Source organism: Hymenobacter oligotrophus, from assembly GCF_003574965.1.
GTDB classification, from domain to species: Bacteria; Bacteroidota; Bacteroidia; order Cytophagales; family Hymenobacteraceae; genus Solirubrum; species Solirubrum oligotrophum.
Genome location: NZ_CP032317.1, coordinates 938,364 through 952,996, shown reverse-complemented (window position 1 = coordinate 952,996; position 14,633 = coordinate 938,364). Strand labels below are relative to the sequence as shown.

Here is a 14,633-nt window from a genome sequence, read left to right as displayed (position 1 = left end):
GCCCACTTCGCATGAAGCTATCCTCCACATTGCTCCTGGGCTACGTAGCCCTGGCCCTAGGTGCCTGCGCCGGGCAGCAACCCCAGCAGCCCTACGATTTGGTAATTACCCACGCCAACGTGGTGGATGTGGAGGCCGAACGCGTGCTGCCCAACCAAACCGTGTGCATTGCGCAGGGTCAAATCAGGCGGGTGCAAAAGTCCGGTTCGCGCGCCCTTGCCGCCAAGCAAACCATTGACGCGCAAGGCCAATACCTGATACCGGGCTTGTGGGATATGCACGTGCACTTTCGGGGCGGCGACTCGCTAACGGCGGCCAACCGCAACCTGCTGCCCTTGTACCTGGCCCACGGCATTACCTCGGTGCGCGATGCGGGCGGCGACCTTACCCCGGCCATTTTTAATTGGCGCGAGCAAATGGCGGCTGGTAAGCTGGCGGGCCCACGCATTTACACCTCCGGCCCCAAGCTCGATGGACCTAGGCCCACGTGGGCTGGCTCGCTGGTGGTCGAAACACCCGCGCAGATTGAGCGGGCCCTCGACTCGCTGCAGCGGCTGAAGGTTGATTACGTGAAGCTCTACGAAAGCACGATTTCGCGCGAGGCCTTCCTAGGTGCCGTTGCCGCGGCCGAAAAGCGGGGGCTAACCACCACCGGCCACATGCCCTACACCGCTACCTTGCGCGAGGCCGTAGAAAGCGGCCTTGATGCTTCGGAGCACCTGTACTACGTGTTCAAAGCCTGCTCCCCCAAAGAAGACAGCATTACCACGGCCATCCGCAACAGCCAAAGCACCAGCAAACCCCTGGGTCTGTTCGCGGTGCTGCCGGCCATCTACCGCACCTACGATGCCGCAACGGCCGCCCGCACCTACCGCATGCTAGCGCAGCACCGCACGGCCGTGGTGCCCACCTTGCATATTCAGAAAGTACTGGCCGAGCTACCCGAAACCGACCACGCGCGCGACACGCTTCTGGCTTACATCGACCCGAAAATACAAGCCACCTACGCCCGCCGCATTGCCAGTGCTCGGGCACAATCGGCGGCCACGCGAGCTTTCAACAAGCAGCTTGGGGCGCGGTTTATGAGCATGGTGCCCCAAATGCAAGCGGCCGGCGTTACGCTGCTGGCCGGATCCGATAGCGGGCCCTTCAACTCGTACGTGTACCCCGGCGCCTCGCTCCTAGGTGAGTTGGAGCTAATGGTGCAGGCGGGCCTCACGCCGGCGCAGGCGCTGAAAGCCGCTACCATCAACGGCGCCCGTTTTCTGAAAGCCGAGCAGCGCTCGGGCACTATCCGCGCGGGCAAGGATGCCGACGTGGTGCTGCTGCGCGCCAACCCGCTCCAGAACATCAGCAACCTGCGCGGCATCCATACGGTGGTGGCGCGTGGCCAGGTATATTCCGCCGCCGATTTGCGCCAGATGGTGCAAGCCGTTAAACACCGTTAGCCCTACCTGCATGCCCGTTCGCGAAATTCTCCAGTTGGGCAACCCGGTGCTGCGCCAGGTAGCCCACCCCGTTGCCGACCCTAGCGCGCCCGAGGTAGCCGCCTTGGTGCAAGACCTGACGGATACCGTAGCCCACTGGCGCGAAACCACCGGCTACGGCCGCGCCATTGCCGCGCCGCAAATTGGCGCGCTCAAGCGGGTGGTATTGCTGCGCCTGCCCGGCCGTGAAGTGTGGCCCCTCATCAACCCCAGCATTGTGGCCCGCAGCCCCGAAACTCCGTTGGTGTGGGATGCCTGCCTATCGTTTCTGGCCATCTTCATACAGGTGCCACGCCACTCCTGGATTACCGTGCGCTACCAAGACCTAGGCGGCCAGTGGCACGAAACCCGCGCCGGTGCAGAAGACGACTTGGCCGAGCTGCTGCAGCACGAAATCGACCACCTCGATGGTATTCTTTCCATCGACCGCGTGGTGGACGTGCGCAGCATTTGCACCCGCGAGGAGTTTGAGCGGCGCTACCGCGCCGATAGCCCTTATGGGCGCTGATTGGCGTTTAATAGCCCTGTCATTCCGAGCGTAAGCGAGGAATCTGGGTGAGGGTTTATGTAGTATAGGAACTGTCATCCTGAGGCACAGCCGAAGGACCTTATCACGCGCGAATGACAGTTGTAACAACGTTTTGTTCAGGCGGAATAAGGTCCTTCGGCTGCGCCTCAGGATGACATACCATAGGAGGCAAAAACACTGCATTTAATTCCTCCCAGATTCGGCAGACTGGGCTACCCATATTTCTCGCTGGCACTCGAAATGACAACGGGCCACAACCGCCTCGGCCCCCCGTTCCAAATTTCTGCCCGACCTTCGGCCGCACGTTTGCCGTTCAATGTTTGTTGAAACGGTTTACCTTTTTGCATTCCGAAAGCTTGGCTGAAGCTACCTACACCCCTACCGAGTCCGTTTACGAAGAGCTGCGCCGCGTACAAGCCCTGTTACGCATCGAGCAGCAAGAGGACCTCGAGCAATACCGCATTCGTAACGCAAAGAGTACGATTGCGGAGCGGCAACACCGCGGCCTGACGTGGTACCCCATCAAAATCACCAAAGAAGACATTGGCTTCGGCGGCAAGCTGGTGCTCGAGCTTGAGCGCCCGGCCGGCCAAAGTCAGCAGCTGCACCTGTTTCAGGTAGGCAAAAACGCAGCGTTGTTCGGCAACATACCCGGCCGCGCCGGCTCCGATAAGCCCATGCTGCAAGGCGTGGTTACGAGCGTACGCCGCAACAAGATTACCCTCGCAACCAATAAGGAAGACCTGCCCGACTGGATCGACGAAGGCAAACTGGGCCTCGACCTCACCTTCGACGAGGTAAGCTACCGCGAAATGGAGCTGGCCCTGCAAAAGGTGCAAGGCGCTTTCGGCCGCTTGGCCGATTTGCGCGATACGCTCCTAGGTCATCGGCCGGCCGAGTTCAAATCGGCCGAAGAAACCGAGAAGCTCTACTACCCCAACCCGCTGAATGCCTCGCAAACCGCCGCCGTGCAGCACGTGCTGGCCGCCAAGGATGTAGCCATCATCCACGGCCCGCCCGGCACGGGCAAAACCACCACGCTGGTACAGGCCATTCTGGAAACCATCCGCCGCGAGCGGCGCGTGCTGGTGTGCGCCCCGAGCAACACGGCCGTGGATTTGCTCACCGAAAAGCTGGCCGAGCGTGGCGTGAACGTTATCCGGATGGGCAACCCTTCACGCGTGTCGGATTTGCTGCTCGAGCACACCCTCGATGCGCAGGTGATGACGCACAAGCACTACGGCGAGCTGCGCAGCCTGCGCCAAACGGCCGAGCAGTACCGCCAAATGGCCGGCCAATACAAGCGCAACTACGGGTGGGAGGAGCGCCAGCAGCGCCAGGCCCTGAAAGAGCAAGCGCACCAGCTGTTGCAAGAGTCGGATCAGCTGGAGAAGTACATCACCGAGGATTTGCTGGAGAAGGTGCAGGTAATTACCTGTACGCTGGTGGGCGCGGCCAACCGCGCCATTCGGCACCTGATGTACGAAACCGTGTTCATCGACGAAGCCGCGCAGGCGCTGGAGCCGGGCTGCTGGATACCCATCACCAAGGCCGAGCGCGTAGTACTGGCCGGCGACCATTGCCAGCTGCCGCCCACCGTGAAAAGCGAGAAAGCCGCCGCCCAGGGCTTGCGCGAAACCTTGTTTGAAAAGTGCATTACGCGCCAACCCGAAACAGCGCGCATGCTGCAGGTGCAGTACCGCATGCACCAGCACATCATGCAGTTCTCGTCGGATCAGTTTTACGGCGGCAAGCTGCAGGCCGATGAACGCGTACGCGCCGCCGACCTGCACGACTACGACACGCGCTTTGAGCCCGGCCAAGCCGTGGAGTTCATCGACACGGCCGGGTGTGGTTTCGAGGAAATGGGCCTGCAGGACTCGCCGTCGGTGGCTAACCCCGAAGAGGCCGATCTGCTGCTGCGTCGCTTGTCGGAGCTGCTGCAGGACTACCACCAGCGCAACCACGAACAGCACCCGCTCAGCATCGGTGTAATTGCCCCCTACCGCGCGCAGATCAACTACCTGAAAGACCGCGTGGAGGACATGCCCGAGCTGAACGAGCTGCTTACCAAGCGCCAGCTCAGCATCGGCACCGTCGACTCGTTCCAGGGCCAGGAGCGCGACATCATTGCCATTACCCTCACGCGCTCCAACGCCGCCAACGACATCGGTTTTCTGGCCGATATCCGCCGCATGAACGTGGGCATGACGCGCGCCCGCCGCAAGCTGCTGATGATTGGCGACTCGGCCACGCTCAGCAGCCACCCCTTCTACCGCGAGTTCGTAAACTACGTGGAAGACCTAGGGGCCTACCGGACCGCCTGGGAGTTTCAGCAGTAAGTAGTTGGGAGGGTGTTGTTTTATCTGTCATCCTGAGGCGCTAGCTGAAGGACCTTATCACGTGAGAACGACTTCCCCTAGGTCGTGTAATGTCGAGCTGGCCGCGGCACCCCGCGTGTTGACGCCTGATAGCATACGCTTTCCCACTTTCAACAAGGGCGCGGTACCCCCTGGGGTCCTGTGAGGTTCATAGACCTAGGCGCATCGCTCCAGCCGTGAGAAGGTCCTTCGGCTAGCGCCTCAGGATGACAGTTGCTATTCAACATCAGCACGCGAGATGCCTCGACGGAGCTCGGCATGACGTTGTTTCCCTAGGTCGTACGAACTTAATTCCTCCTAAATGAGAACAGCCGAAAAGCGGCCGCGGCGCCGGGCCCAACGGCATCGGCCGCAACCCCAGGCCCCAAGCGGCGTTATTTTCCTTTACTTGCCTCCAGTTTTCCATTATTCCCTCCAGACACATGCAGATTGCTGATCAAAAGGTGGTCACCATCACCTACGACCTAAGCGTAACCAACGACGAGCAGGAGAAAACGCTCGTGGAAAAGGCCGAAGCCGACAGCCCCATGGTGTTTTTGTTTGGTATGAGCGGCCTGCCCGAGGAGTTCGAGCAGCAGCTGCAAGGCAAACAAGCCGGCGACACCTTCAGCTTCACCCTGTCGCCCGAGCAAGGCTACGGCGAATACGACCAGAACGCCCTTGTAGACCTGCCCAAGCAGGTGTTTGAGGTAGATGGCCAGGTAGACAGCGAAATGCTGCAGCCCGGCAACTACCTGCCCATGTCGGATAACCACGGCAACCACCTGCAAGGCAAAGTGGTGTTCGTGGGCAACGACACCGTTCAGATGGACTTTAACCACCCGCTGGCCGGCATGACCATGCACTTTGACGGCAAAGTGGTTGACGTGCGCGACGCGAGCAAAGAAGAGCTCGACCACGGCCACGTACACGGCGAAGGCGGCCACCACCACTAAGATCGGTGCCTAGGTAGTACAAGGGCCCGCCCGTCTTCGCGACGGGCGGGCCCTTGTGTTTGGGTACTTTATTCCAGCGTCAGAGTGCCTTCGTTATCGAACAGCGGGTCGCAGATTAGCCGGTCTTCGGCCAAGCGGTAAGTGATGAAGTAGTCGATGGCGTACCCGTAGTGAGCCAGCAGCCTGATATGCACCGCGTCGGTGGGTGCGGTTTCGGCCGAGAAGCGCAGAATCAAATCCACGCCGATGCCTCCTACCAAGGCTTCGCCCCCGGCAAGCTGCTCCCAAACCTGCCTTTCCAGGCGTTCCACCATTTTTGCCGGCTCAACATCTTCTGCATCCTCAATGCCAATTAGCGCCAGGCTGCCATCGGTTTTCAGCAGCGCTCCGAACGGATAAAAGGCGCCGGCTTCGGTGAGGAAGTGCTTGGCCTGCTGCACGATCAGGTCGCGCACTGCTACAACTTCTTTTTCCATGGTTCAGGGGAATTCTGTCAAAACTTGGTTCTGCAACGCCGGCCAAAACTCCGCAAAATCGGCCTCGTAAGCCTCCACTTCGGCCAGAAACGCCGCCGAGCCGGTGGCCAGTACCTCCCCATTCGGCACGCGCCGGCTCAGACCTAGGAGCGCGCGCGCCAGGCCTTCGGGCTGGGCGTAGCCGGTAAGCCAATCGTCGCGGCGGATGTAGTTGAACATGTGCTGCAGGCGTTCGGGCAGCTCGGTGCGGCGGGCGTGCAAAAGGGCGTACATGCGCTGCGCAAACGCGGGCAACGGCTCGGCGGGGCGGTAGTGGTACCGGGCAAAGTGGCGGGCCAGCAGGTGGTCGTAGCCCACATCGGCGGCTACGCCGGCCCACTTGCCTAAGCCGGCGGCGCGCAGGCGGGCGGTGCTGCGCCGCACCACGGGGTGCGCGTCGGTAAACGAATCGATGAGGCGGTGCAGGCGGATGCCGCGCTGCACCGCGGGCGGGTAAGCAGCCACGGCGGCCCGGCCGCGCACGGCTTCGGCGGCAAAATTGCCGAAGATGAGGTCGGGGTCGGGGCCGGATAAAACCAGGTGGGCAAGGAAGTTCACGCAGGCAAGGTACTGCCAACAGTGCCGCCTGGGTTGCGCGCCAAGCTAACCTAGGGCCGCTTCGGCGCGTAAGCCCCAACACTCCTTCTTATCTGACTACATCCAAACACCCGACCCCATGGCTGAAAAAGTTGCCGTAAGCCACGACGTAACGAAACTCGTGGAGCGCATCAAGGACATTAAAATTGCCATGATGACCACCCTCGAGCCCGACGGCTCGTTGCACGCGCGCCCCATGTACACCCACGAGCCCGAGGCCGATGGCACCTTGTGGTTTTTCACGGAGCTGGACTCGCCCAAAATCGACGAGGTGCAGCAAGACCGCCACGTGAACCTGGGCTACTCCAAACCCCAAGACAATTTATACGTGAGCATTTCGGGCCGCGCCCGCATCGTTACCGACCGCGCCAAAATCAAAGAGCTGTGGACCGAGAGCCTGCGCACTTGGTTTCCGAAGGGCTCCGACGACCCCAACATTGCCCTGCTGTGCATCAGCATTGACAAAGGCGAGTACTGGGATCAGCCCAGCAACGTGCTGGTGCACGCGTTCGGCTACGTAAAGGCCGTGGCCACTGGCGAGCGGTACCAGCCCACCGGCGACGAGCACGCCAAGGTGCAGCCCAAATAACCTAGGCTGGCTTTTCAAAAATCTGCCCGAAGGGAGAGAGTCACTTCTCTCCCTTTTTTGTTGTTTGCTGCCGATGTCGTTTTCCCCCGCGCCTACCGCTTTGCCTACCTCGCCGCTCACCACGCTTTCCATCATCACCGTTCGGCTCGAAAACCGCCGCTGGGCCCTGGCCCAAATGGGCACGTTGCCGCGGCAGCTAGCTGCGGTGCCTGGCTTGCGCTTTGCCAAACTGCTGGGCTCGGGCTACGATTTTGGCCTTAAGCCAAACTTTGCCCGCTACGGCCTGATGGCCGTGTGGGACGACGACGCTACCGCCCGCCGTTTTTTCGAGCGCAACCCGCACTGGCAGGCCTACCAAGAACGCAGCCACGAGCTCTGGACGGCCGATTTGCTGCCCCTGCAAGGACACGGCCTCTGGGATGGCAGCAACCCCTTCGACTACGCACCCAGGGCCGATGCCCCGGCCGAGGCACCCGTGGCGGTGCTTACCCGCGCCAGCATTCGGCTGCTGCGCTCCTGGAAGTTTTGGCAGGCCGTGCCGCCGGTAAGCCGCGCCGTGCAGCAAGCGCCGGGCCTGTTGGCGGCCATTGGGCTGGGCGAGCTGCCCATCGTGCGGCAGGCTACGTTTAGCCTGTGGCGCTCGGCCGCCGAAATGCGCCAGTACGCCTACGGGCAACAGCACGAGGGGCGCCACAAAGAAATAATCAAGCGCACGCGGCAAGAAGGCTGGTACTCCGAGGAAATGTTTGCCCGCTTTCGGGTGCTGAGCACGCGCGGCACCTGGGATGGGCAAAACCCGTTGCCGCTGCCCTAGGTGCATAAAAAAAGCAGGCTACCCGTCGTGGCACGACACCACACCTGAAGTCGTACCAGTTGCCGCATTTCGACGAGCAGCCTGCCGTTGCAAAAGTGGCCGTTGCATTCCGGCGAGGCGGCAGCATTTCTACGGGTTTTGGCGGGCGTCAAGTACTGATTTTACATTTGAGCCTGCATGCGCATGAGCGTTTCGCCAACGGCTACGGGAATCGTATGCCGCCGTTATCAAATAGCAATTCAGTAATTCACGCAGGTAAGTTTCCGTAATTGCCAACGCGTAGCCGGTCGGTTTGGGTTGTACCTTGGGCTAGCCAACAATGGCGGCTGGTAGCCCGGGTTGGCCAACCACTTGCCGCTAGCCTGCCGCATTACCCGACCAAGCCAACCCCAAGCTTGCACGATGACGCACGACGAACTGGAACAAGCTGGTTTTTTGCACGCCGACTACGTACCCGATGGCACCAACTACCGCCGGGGCGAGCTATACGTGCGCATGACGCCCACCGGCTCGCTGCGCGTGTTCGTGCCTACCGAATCCGACGGCAACGACATCGAACTTTCCTCGGGCGACGTGTACAACCCCGATATCCTGTACCGCGGCCCCATCAAGGACATCGACGAGCTGGTGCGCCTCACGCACCGCTGGGTGGCCTAGGTCAGTTGTCAGCTATTGGCTATAAGCAGCTAGCTGTTTTGCAGCCGACACGTAAATGCCAATAGCTGACAGCTAGCAACCGACAGCTAACAGCCAACAAAGCTTCTTCAAGCCATTTCCCGTATTTTCGCCGGCTCAAAGATTCCGCATCCCCAGCCCCGATTATATGCCCGGCTACCGTCCGCAGGAGATTGAAAAGAAGTGGCAGGATTTCTGGCAGCAACACCAGACGTTCCGCGCCGAAAACCACTCCGAGAAGCCCAAGTACTACGTGCTCGACATGTTCCCCTACCCCTCGGGGGCGGGCTTGCACGTGGGTCACCCGCTGGGCTACATCGCCTCCGATATCGTGACGCGCTACAAGCGTCACCGCGGTTTCAACGTGCTGCACCCCATGGGCTTCGACTCGTTTGGCCTCCCCGCCGAGCAGTACGCCATCCAAACGGGCCAGCACCCCGAAAAAACCACCCGCGAGAACATCGCCCGCTACATCGAGCAGCTTTCTTCCTTGGGTTTCAGCTACGACTGGAGCCGCGAAGTGCGCACCTCCGACGCCAGCTACTACAAGTGGACGCAGTGGATCTTCCTGAAGCTGTTCAACTCGTGGTACAACCTCGACACCAACAAGGCCGAGAGCATCCGCACCCTGCAAGATAAGTTTGCGGCCGAGGGCTCGGCCGGTGTGCGCGCCGTGTGCGACGAAGACGAGCGCCACGACTTTTCGGCGGGCCAGTGGCAGATGATGAGCGAGGCCCAGCGCGTGGCTGCCGTGCACCCCTACCGCTTGGCCTACCAAAGCGAAACCTACGTGAACTGGTGCCCGCAGCTGGGCACGGTGCTTTCCAACGACGAGGTGAAGGACGGCGTTTCGGAGCGCGGCGGTTACCCCGTGGAGCGCCGGCTGATGCCCCAGTGGAACCTGCGCATCACCGCTTATGCCCAGCGCCTGCTCGACGGCCTCGACACCATCGATTGGCCCGAGGCGGTAAAGGAAATGCAGCGCAACTGGATTGGCCGCTCCGTGGGCGCCGAGGTACGCTTTGAGGTGGAAAACCACCCCGAGCTGCCGCTTACAGTATTCACCACCCGCCCCGATACCCTGTTCGGCGTAACGTACATGGCCGTAGCGCCCGAGTCGGAGCTGCTCGAAACGCTCATCACCGACGAGCAGCGCGCCGAGGTGGAGAGGTACGTAGAGTGGGCCAAAAACCGCTCGGAGCGCGACCGGATGGCCGACGTGAAGACCATTACCGGCGCCTTCACGGGGTCGTACGCCCTGCACCCCTTCAGCGGCGAGAAGCTGCCCATTTGGGTGGCCGACTATGTGCTGGCTGGCTACGGCACTGGCGTGGTAATGGCCGTACCCGCCCACGACACCCGCGACTTCGCGTTTGCCAAGCACTTCTCGCTGCCCATCGTGCCGGTGGTAGAGGGCTTTGATGAAGAAGCCAACGAAGCCTACGCTGCCAAGGAAGGCCGCATCATCAACTCCGATTTCCTCAACGGCCTCGAAGTAAAGCCAGCTCTGAAGGCAGTAATCGAGCGCCTCGAAGAAATGGGCATCGGCAAAGGCAAAGTGAACTACCGCCTGCGCGATGCCATCTTCGGCCGACAGCGCTACTGGGGCGAGCCGATTCCGGTGTACTACCGCGACGGCATGGCCTTCGGCGTGGCCGAGCAAGACCTCCCGCTGGTGCTGCCCGAAATCGACGAGTACAAGCCCACCGAAACCGGCGAGCCGCCCCTAGGTCGGGCGAAGGACTGGAAGTACCGGGGGCAGCATGATTTCGAGCTGAGCACGATGCCCGGCTGGGCCGGCTCCTCGTGGTACTACCTGCGCTACATGGACCCGCAAAACGACGAACGTTTTGTGGGCGAAGAAGCCGAGCAGTACTGGCAAACCGTAGACCTATACATGGGTGGTGCTGAGCACGCTACGGGTCACTTGCTCTACGCCCGCTTCTGGTACTTGTTCCTGAAAGACCTAGGGCTGGTAAGCGGCAACGAGCCTTTCCAAAAGCTCATCAACCAGGGCATGATTTTGGGTCGCTCGAACTTTGTGTACCGCATCAACGGCACCAATAAGTTCGTAACGAACTCGAAGAAAGGCGAGTACGAAACCACGCCGCTGCACGTCGACGTGAACATCGTTGAGGACGACGTGCTTGACATTGAAGCGTTCCGCCAGTGGCGCGAAGACTTCGCCTCGGCCGAGTTCATCCTCGAAGACAACGGCACCTACGTGTGCGGCGTCGAAATCGAGAAGATGTCGAAGTCGAAGTACAACGTGGTGAACCCCGACACGCTGATTGAGCGCTACGGGGCCGACGCGTTGCGCCTGCACGAGATGTTCCTGGGTCCGTTGGAGCAGTTTAAGCCTTGGAACACGCAAGGCATGACGGGCGTATCGGGCTTCCTGAAGAAATTCTGGCGCTTGTACTTCCCCGAAGACCGCGACTGGGCCGTAACCGACGAACCTGCCACACCCGCCGAATTGAAGGCTTTGCACAAAGCCATCAAGAAGGCGCAGGAGGACATCGAACGGTTCTCGTTCAACACCTCGGTGAGTACGTTTATGATTTGCGTAAACGAGCTATCGGCGCTGAACTGCCACAAGCGTGCTATTCTGGAGCCGCTGGTGGTGCTGATTTCGCCCTACGCCCCGCACCTTGCCGAGGAGCTCTGGACGCAACTCGGCCACGAAGCCGGCTCGCTCAGCACCGCACCCTTCCCCGAGTTCAACGAGGCCTACCTGGTTGAGGACACCGTGAACTACCCGGTAGCCATCAACGGCAAAGTGCGCGAGCAGCTGCAGTTTCCGGCCAACGCCACGGCCGCCGAAATCGAGCAAACCGTACTCGGCACCGACATCCTGGCCCGCTACGCCGAAGGCAAACCCGCCAAAAAGGTGATTGTAGTGCCCGGGCGCATGGTAAACGTGGTGGTGTAACAGCCGCTGGTTTGCGCGGTTCCGTTTAGCCCGCAGAAGGCGCAGAGCTGTTTTGGATTCAGAACAACTTTGCGCCTTCTGCGTTACCTCGGCGGCTTCTGCAGGCTACAAACCATCGGCGGCGGCCAGCTCGGCTTGCACGGCTTTGGGCAGCGAGGCGCGCACGAGGTCGTACGAGTGGTCGATTAGTTGTTGCAGCATGCGCACGCTGATGCCCGTGCCCACCAGCACCGTGTTCCAGTGCTTTTTATTCATGTGGTAGCCGGGCCGCACAAAGTCGTGCTCGTCGCGCAGCTGCACGGCGCGTTCCGGGTCGCATTTTAGGTTTACGCTTTCGTAGCTGCCAATGCTGGTGAGGGCGTAGATTTTGCCGCCTACTTTAAACACCAGCGTGTCTTCGCCAAACGGGGTTTCTTCGGTAGTGCCGGCCTTGTTCAGGCAGTACTCGCGGAGTTCTTCGATGTTCATACCAAGGGAGATAGGCTGAACGCCAAGGTAGCGGCTGCCTTTCAGATTTGCGGCGCCCGACGCGGGGCCGGCCCTGTGCACACCAACGAAACAAGCCCGCGGGAAGTACCAGCGGGCTTGCAGTATAGGCCGGTGAGCCAAGGCGCGTTAGCGCAAAATCACAAACTTGAAGAGCATGAAAATCAGACCTGCCAGAAACATCAGCATCGAAATTTTATTGATGGTGTGCATCGTGCGCAAGTTGAAGTTGGTGTGGCGGTTCGGGTCTTTCTTGCGGAAGAAATAGCCAAATACGGGACCAAAGTTGAACAGACCTTTCGTACGCATATTGTTGGGGTTGCGGCTTCGGCAAAGAAGCGGATGGAAAAGTAAACTTACCACGACACAGCGCCCCGACGGCACCATGCCCAACCGGCTACTTGCAATCGGCGCTCCGTCGCCCACCGCACACCGGCTCATTTAGCAGCAACACGGGGCTTGCACCTAGGGCAAATCATGTGCTGCTGATTATAGATGAAACAGTGCGCAAGGGGTCATAGTTGCGGCTTTTTGAACATATTTTCGGTTCCGGCACCCGCTAATCGGTCAGCTGCTAAGCCTCATGCAACTCCTTGACCCGACGGTACGTCGTTGGGCGCAGCGGCCACTCGGCCGTACTATTTTCCCCATGAAACACCTGCTACTCTCCGGCTGCTTGCTCGCGTTTTCGCCTTTGGCCGCGGCGCAATCGGCCACCGACGCCAACGCCGTGAAGAAAACCATCGACACGTTTTTTGAGGGCATGCGCAAAGGCGACAGCGCCATGGTGCGCAGCACGCTGGCTCCGGGCGTGGTTCTGCAAACCATCAGCACCCGCGGCGGCAGCCCACAGGTGCGCACCGATAACCCAGCCGACTTGCTGAAGGCCGTGGGCACGCCGCACCCCGAGGTGTGGGACGAGCGCATTAGCTACGAGCGCGTGCTAATCGACGCCGATTTGGCCAGCGTCTGGACGCCCTACCAGTTCTTCGCGGGCAACAAGTTCAGTCATTGTGGCTACAACTCGTTTCAGCTGGTGCGCATGGCCCAAGGCTGGAAAATCGTCCACGTCATCGATACCCGCCGCAAGGACAAGTGCAAGCAGTAGCCGCCGCGCTGCTCTTGGGGCCACCAGAGCCTGGGCACCTAGGAGGCTGTAGCCTTCGGGCTCGGCTGTTAGAAAGCCGGAATCCGTACCACCGGGGCATCGTTTGGCTTCCAGCAGTCGAGCTCGTACAGCTCGCCGTGCTGATCGAGGTACAGCGCGGCAAACACCGGCACGCTGTCTTCGTCGAGGAACTGCGTGCTGGCAATTCGCTCGCCTAGGTGGCGGTTGGGCATGTGGTTTAGGAAACGCAAGCTGCCAATGCTATCGGTGTTCAACTCGGCTACTTCGGCGGTGTGCAGTTCACTTAGCAGCTGCGCTGCCTGCGGCGTACCCCGCAGCAGGTAAATCAGCAACCCCAGTTCCGGCAGGTTCAGCGGGCGCACAGTCATGCAAGTGGCGGTGGCAAGCGTTTTTCCTCTGATTCGCAACGCCCACCGGTGGGTGCCGCCTAGGTGCTTACAAAGCCAATATGGCGGCGGCACTTAGCTGCCCTAGGTGCGACACTACTTGGTCGGCGTGGTGCAGGTCTTGGCCACCGGAATGCTCGCTGCGGTAGCCGATGCAGTACATGCCGGCGGCTTTGGCCGCCGTTACGCCGTTGTGCGAGTCTTCGATAACCAGGCAGTGCTGCGGCGGCACCCCGGCCAGCTCGGCGGCGCGCAAGAAAATAGCTGGGTCGGGTTTGGAGCGCGGAAAGTCCTCGCCGCTCACCAGGTTATCGAAATGCGGGTACAGCTCGAAGCGTCGGAACACGCGGTGAATCGTGTCTTTGCTCGCCGACGAGGCAAGTTGCAGCGGCACCCCTGCTTGGCGCAAGTCCTCGATCAGGGCGCGCGCACCGGGCAGCAAATCCAGCTCTGTTGATTCGTCGAACGAGGCAGCAAACAACTCGCGCTTGCGCTTCATCATCTCCTCAATGTCGCCGGCCAGGCCAAACTCCTGCTTGAGCTGCTGGTACACGTTGCGCGTGGAAGCACCCAGGAACGTGGCGTATTCCTCAGCCGTCATCGGAATGCCTAGCTCGGCGAAGTGGCGAAAAAAGGCGTCGTGGTGCAGCGGCTCGGTATCAACGAGCACGCCGTCCATGTCGAAGATGACGGTACGAATCATGCGGGGTTAGTGGCGATGGTAAAGGTAGACATCGGTGGTTCTCCGGCTTTGCTCCTTCCCTCAGTTTTGTATGATACACCTACTCCCGCCTTTTGATAGTCAGGAACATGTTTTCTTTCAAGTCGAACCCATTGGTATCCACATCAATGTCAGCAAAATCGGTTTGTAGCCATTCCTGTGGCACCTTAGCTTGATTGTCAACCCAACACGCGTACAGCTCAACGGTCGGCTCGGATTGCAGAATCCGATCAATGCAGCTTAGTAATGCTTTTGCTGAATCCCTATCTTCGGCTGAGTCTTCAGGACTGCACAATAAACCACACGAGCATCCTCCATGGCTGCCAGCATAGTAGACATATTCTTTAGAGAAATGCCGCTCTACTGCTTTTTCCTCAGCATCAACCTCTTTCAAAAAGAAAAGAAAACGGTTGATGTTGACTTCCGTTAATTCAAGATGCGTGTCAACGCCAATGTA

The 14,633-nt window shown here is 60.3% G+C and carries 16 protein-coding genes; 9 read left to right on the top strand and 7 right to left on the bottom strand.

From position 1 onward, the window contains the following. The first annotated feature begins 11 nt into the window (after positions 1–11). The 4 genes from D3Y59_RS03995 (at position 12) to D3Y59_RS03980 (ending at position 5,332) form a co-directional block, all read left to right on the top strand. Positions 12–1,448 carry an amidohydrolase family protein gene (locus D3Y59_RS03995; protein WP_119443882.1) on the top strand — a complete coding sequence of 479 codons (1,437 nt, stop codon included), beginning with the start codon at positions 12–14 and terminating at the stop codon, positions 1,446–1,448. A gap of 10 nt (positions 1,449–1,458) precedes the next feature. After that, positions 1,459–1,995, top strand: a complete 537-nt coding sequence (locus tag D3Y59_RS03990; protein WP_119443881.1) for a peptide deformylase — start codon at positions 1,459–1,461, stop codon at positions 1,993–1,995. A 377-nt stretch (positions 1,996–2,372) separates the two neighbouring features. Next, the gene (locus tag D3Y59_RS03985; RefSeq protein ID WP_119446309.1) at positions 2,373–4,358 is read left to right on the top strand and encodes an AAA domain-containing protein; all 1,986 of its coding nucleotides are present in this window, start codon (positions 2,373–2,375) and stop codon (positions 4,356–4,358) included. Positions 4,359–4,819: 461 nt separating this feature from the next. After that, positions 4,820–5,332 carry an FKBP-type peptidyl-prolyl cis-trans isomerase gene (locus D3Y59_RS03980; protein ID WP_119443880.1) on the top strand — a complete coding sequence of 171 codons (513 nt, stop codon included), beginning with the start codon at positions 4,820–4,822 and terminating at the stop codon, positions 5,330–5,332. 68 nt (positions 5,333–5,400) lie between these two features. On the opposite strand, the gene D3Y59_RS03975 is transcribed toward D3Y59_RS03980, so the two are convergent. Together D3Y59_RS03975 and D3Y59_RS03970 are read right to left on the bottom strand one after the other, a co-directional pair. Next, positions 5,401–5,808, bottom strand: a complete 408-nt coding sequence (locus tag D3Y59_RS03975) for a hypothetical protein (protein WP_119443879.1) — start codon at positions 5,806–5,808, stop codon at positions 5,401–5,403. 3 nt (positions 5,809–5,811) lie between these two features. Continuing rightward, the gene (locus tag D3Y59_RS03970) at positions 5,812–6,405 is read right to left on the bottom strand and encodes an acyl carrier protein phosphodiesterase (RefSeq protein WP_119443878.1); all 594 of its coding nucleotides are present in this window, start codon (positions 6,403–6,405) and stop codon (positions 5,812–5,814) included. Between the two features lie 118 nt (positions 6,406–6,523). Here D3Y59_RS03970 and D3Y59_RS03965 point away from each other — a divergent pair, with 118 nt between their 5' ends. From D3Y59_RS03965 to leuS, 4 genes are all read left to right on the top strand, one after another. Next, positions 6,524–7,033: a pyridoxamine 5'-phosphate oxidase family protein gene (locus D3Y59_RS03965; RefSeq protein WP_119443877.1), complete on the top strand. Its 510-nt coding sequence runs from the start codon at positions 6,524–6,526 to the stop codon at positions 7,031–7,033. A gap of 73 nt (positions 7,034–7,106) precedes the next feature. Beyond that, positions 7,107–7,847, top strand: coding sequence for a spheroidene monooxygenase (locus D3Y59_RS03960; protein WP_240410511.1), 741 nt, complete (start codon positions 7,107–7,109; stop codon positions 7,845–7,847). Between the two features lie 402 nt (positions 7,848–8,249). After that, positions 8,250–8,504, top strand: coding sequence for a hypothetical protein (locus D3Y59_RS03955; RefSeq protein ID WP_119443876.1), 255 nt, complete (start codon positions 8,250–8,252; stop codon positions 8,502–8,504). Between the two features lie 166 nt (positions 8,505–8,670). Continuing rightward, positions 8,671–11,454: a leucine--tRNA ligase gene (gene leuS / locus D3Y59_RS03950; RefSeq protein ID WP_119443875.1), complete on the top strand. Its 2,784-nt coding sequence runs from the start codon at positions 8,671–8,673 to the stop codon at positions 11,452–11,454. A gap of 105 nt (positions 11,455–11,559) precedes the next feature. On the opposite strand, the gene D3Y59_RS03945 is transcribed toward leuS, so the two are convergent. After that, positions 11,560–11,922 carry an MmcQ/YjbR family DNA-binding protein gene (locus D3Y59_RS03945; protein WP_119443874.1) on the bottom strand — a complete coding sequence of 121 codons (363 nt, stop codon included), beginning with the start codon at positions 11,920–11,922 and terminating at the stop codon, positions 11,560–11,562. A 147-nt stretch (positions 11,923–12,069) separates the two neighbouring features. Next, a complete protein-coding gene (locus tag D3Y59_RS03940; RefSeq protein WP_119443873.1) occupies positions 12,070–12,249 on the bottom strand; it encodes a DUF6728 family protein in 180 nt (59 codons plus the stop codon). A gap of 340 nt (positions 12,250–12,589) precedes the next feature. Here D3Y59_RS03940 and D3Y59_RS03935 point away from each other — a divergent pair, with 340 nt between their 5' ends. Next, entirely contained in the window at positions 12,590–13,048 is a 459-nt protein-coding gene (locus D3Y59_RS03935) for a nuclear transport factor 2 family protein (protein ID WP_162910531.1), read from the top strand. A gap of 68 nt (positions 13,049–13,116) precedes the next feature. Here the strand turns inward: D3Y59_RS03935 and D3Y59_RS03930 are convergent, their stop codons facing one another. The 3 genes from D3Y59_RS03930 to D3Y59_RS18190 form a co-directional block, all read right to left on the bottom strand. Further along, positions 13,117–13,437 (bottom strand): DUF6984 family protein, encoded by a 321-nt coding sequence (locus D3Y59_RS03930; RefSeq protein ID WP_119443871.1) that lies wholly within the window; start codon positions 13,435–13,437, stop codon positions 13,117–13,119. A gap of 67 nt (positions 13,438–13,504) precedes the next feature. After that, positions 13,505–14,158: an HAD family hydrolase gene (locus D3Y59_RS03925; RefSeq protein WP_119443870.1), complete on the bottom strand. Its 654-nt coding sequence runs from the start codon at positions 14,156–14,158 to the stop codon at positions 13,505–13,507. Positions 14,159–14,237: 79 nt separating this feature from the next. Further along, positions 14,238–14,570, bottom strand: coding sequence for a hypothetical protein (locus D3Y59_RS18190; protein ID WP_162910530.1), 333 nt, complete (start codon positions 14,568–14,570; stop codon positions 14,238–14,240). Positions 14,571–14,633 lie beyond the last annotated feature (63 nt).

Excerpts from the sequence above, each read along its gene's own strand:
- D3Y59_RS03975 (WP_119443879.1), bottom strand. The coding sequence starts at position 5,808 with ATGGAAAAAGAAGTTGTAGCAGTGCGCGACCTGATCGTGCAGCAGGCC.
- D3Y59_RS03965 (WP_119443877.1), top strand. The coding sequence starts at position 6,524 with ATGGCTGAAAAAGTTGCCGTAAGCCACGACGTAACGAAACTCGTGGAG.
- D3Y59_RS03980 (WP_119443880.1), top strand. The coding sequence starts at position 4,820 with ATGCAGATTGCTGATCAAAAGGTGGTCACCATCACCTACGACCTAAGC.
- D3Y59_RS03995 (WP_119443882.1), top strand. The coding sequence starts at position 12 with ATGAAGCTATCCTCCACATTGCTCCTGGGCTACGTAGCCCTGGCCCTA.
- D3Y59_RS03945 (WP_119443874.1), bottom strand. The coding sequence starts at position 11,922 with ATGAACATCGAAGAACTCCGCGAGTACTGCCTGAACAAGGCCGGCACT.
- D3Y59_RS03955 (WP_119443876.1), top strand. The coding sequence starts at position 8,250 with ATGACGCACGACGAACTGGAACAAGCTGGTTTTTTGCACGCCGACTAC.
- D3Y59_RS03940 (WP_119443873.1), bottom strand. The coding sequence starts at position 12,249 with ATGCGTACGAAAGGTCTGTTCAACTTTGGTCCCGTATTTGGCTATTTC.
- D3Y59_RS03960 (WP_240410511.1), top strand. The coding sequence starts at position 7,107 with ATGTCGTTTTCCCCCGCGCCTACCGCTTTGCCTACCTCGCCGCTCACC.
- D3Y59_RS03990 (WP_119443881.1), top strand. The coding sequence starts at position 1,459 with ATGCCCGTTCGCGAAATTCTCCAGTTGGGCAACCCGGTGCTGCGCCAG.
- leuS (WP_119443875.1), top strand. The coding sequence starts at position 8,671 with ATGCCCGGCTACCGTCCGCAGGAGATTGAAAAGAAGTGGCAGGATTTC.
- D3Y59_RS03925 (WP_119443870.1), bottom strand. The coding sequence starts at position 14,158 with ATGATTCGTACCGTCATCTTCGACATGGACGGCGTGCTCGTTGATACC.
- D3Y59_RS03930 (WP_119443871.1), bottom strand. The coding sequence starts at position 13,437 with ATGACTGTGCGCCCGCTGAACCTGCCGGAACTGGGGTTGCTGATTTAC.
- D3Y59_RS03935 (WP_162910531.1), top strand. The coding sequence starts at position 12,590 with ATGAAACACCTGCTACTCTCCGGCTGCTTGCTCGCGTTTTCGCCTTTG.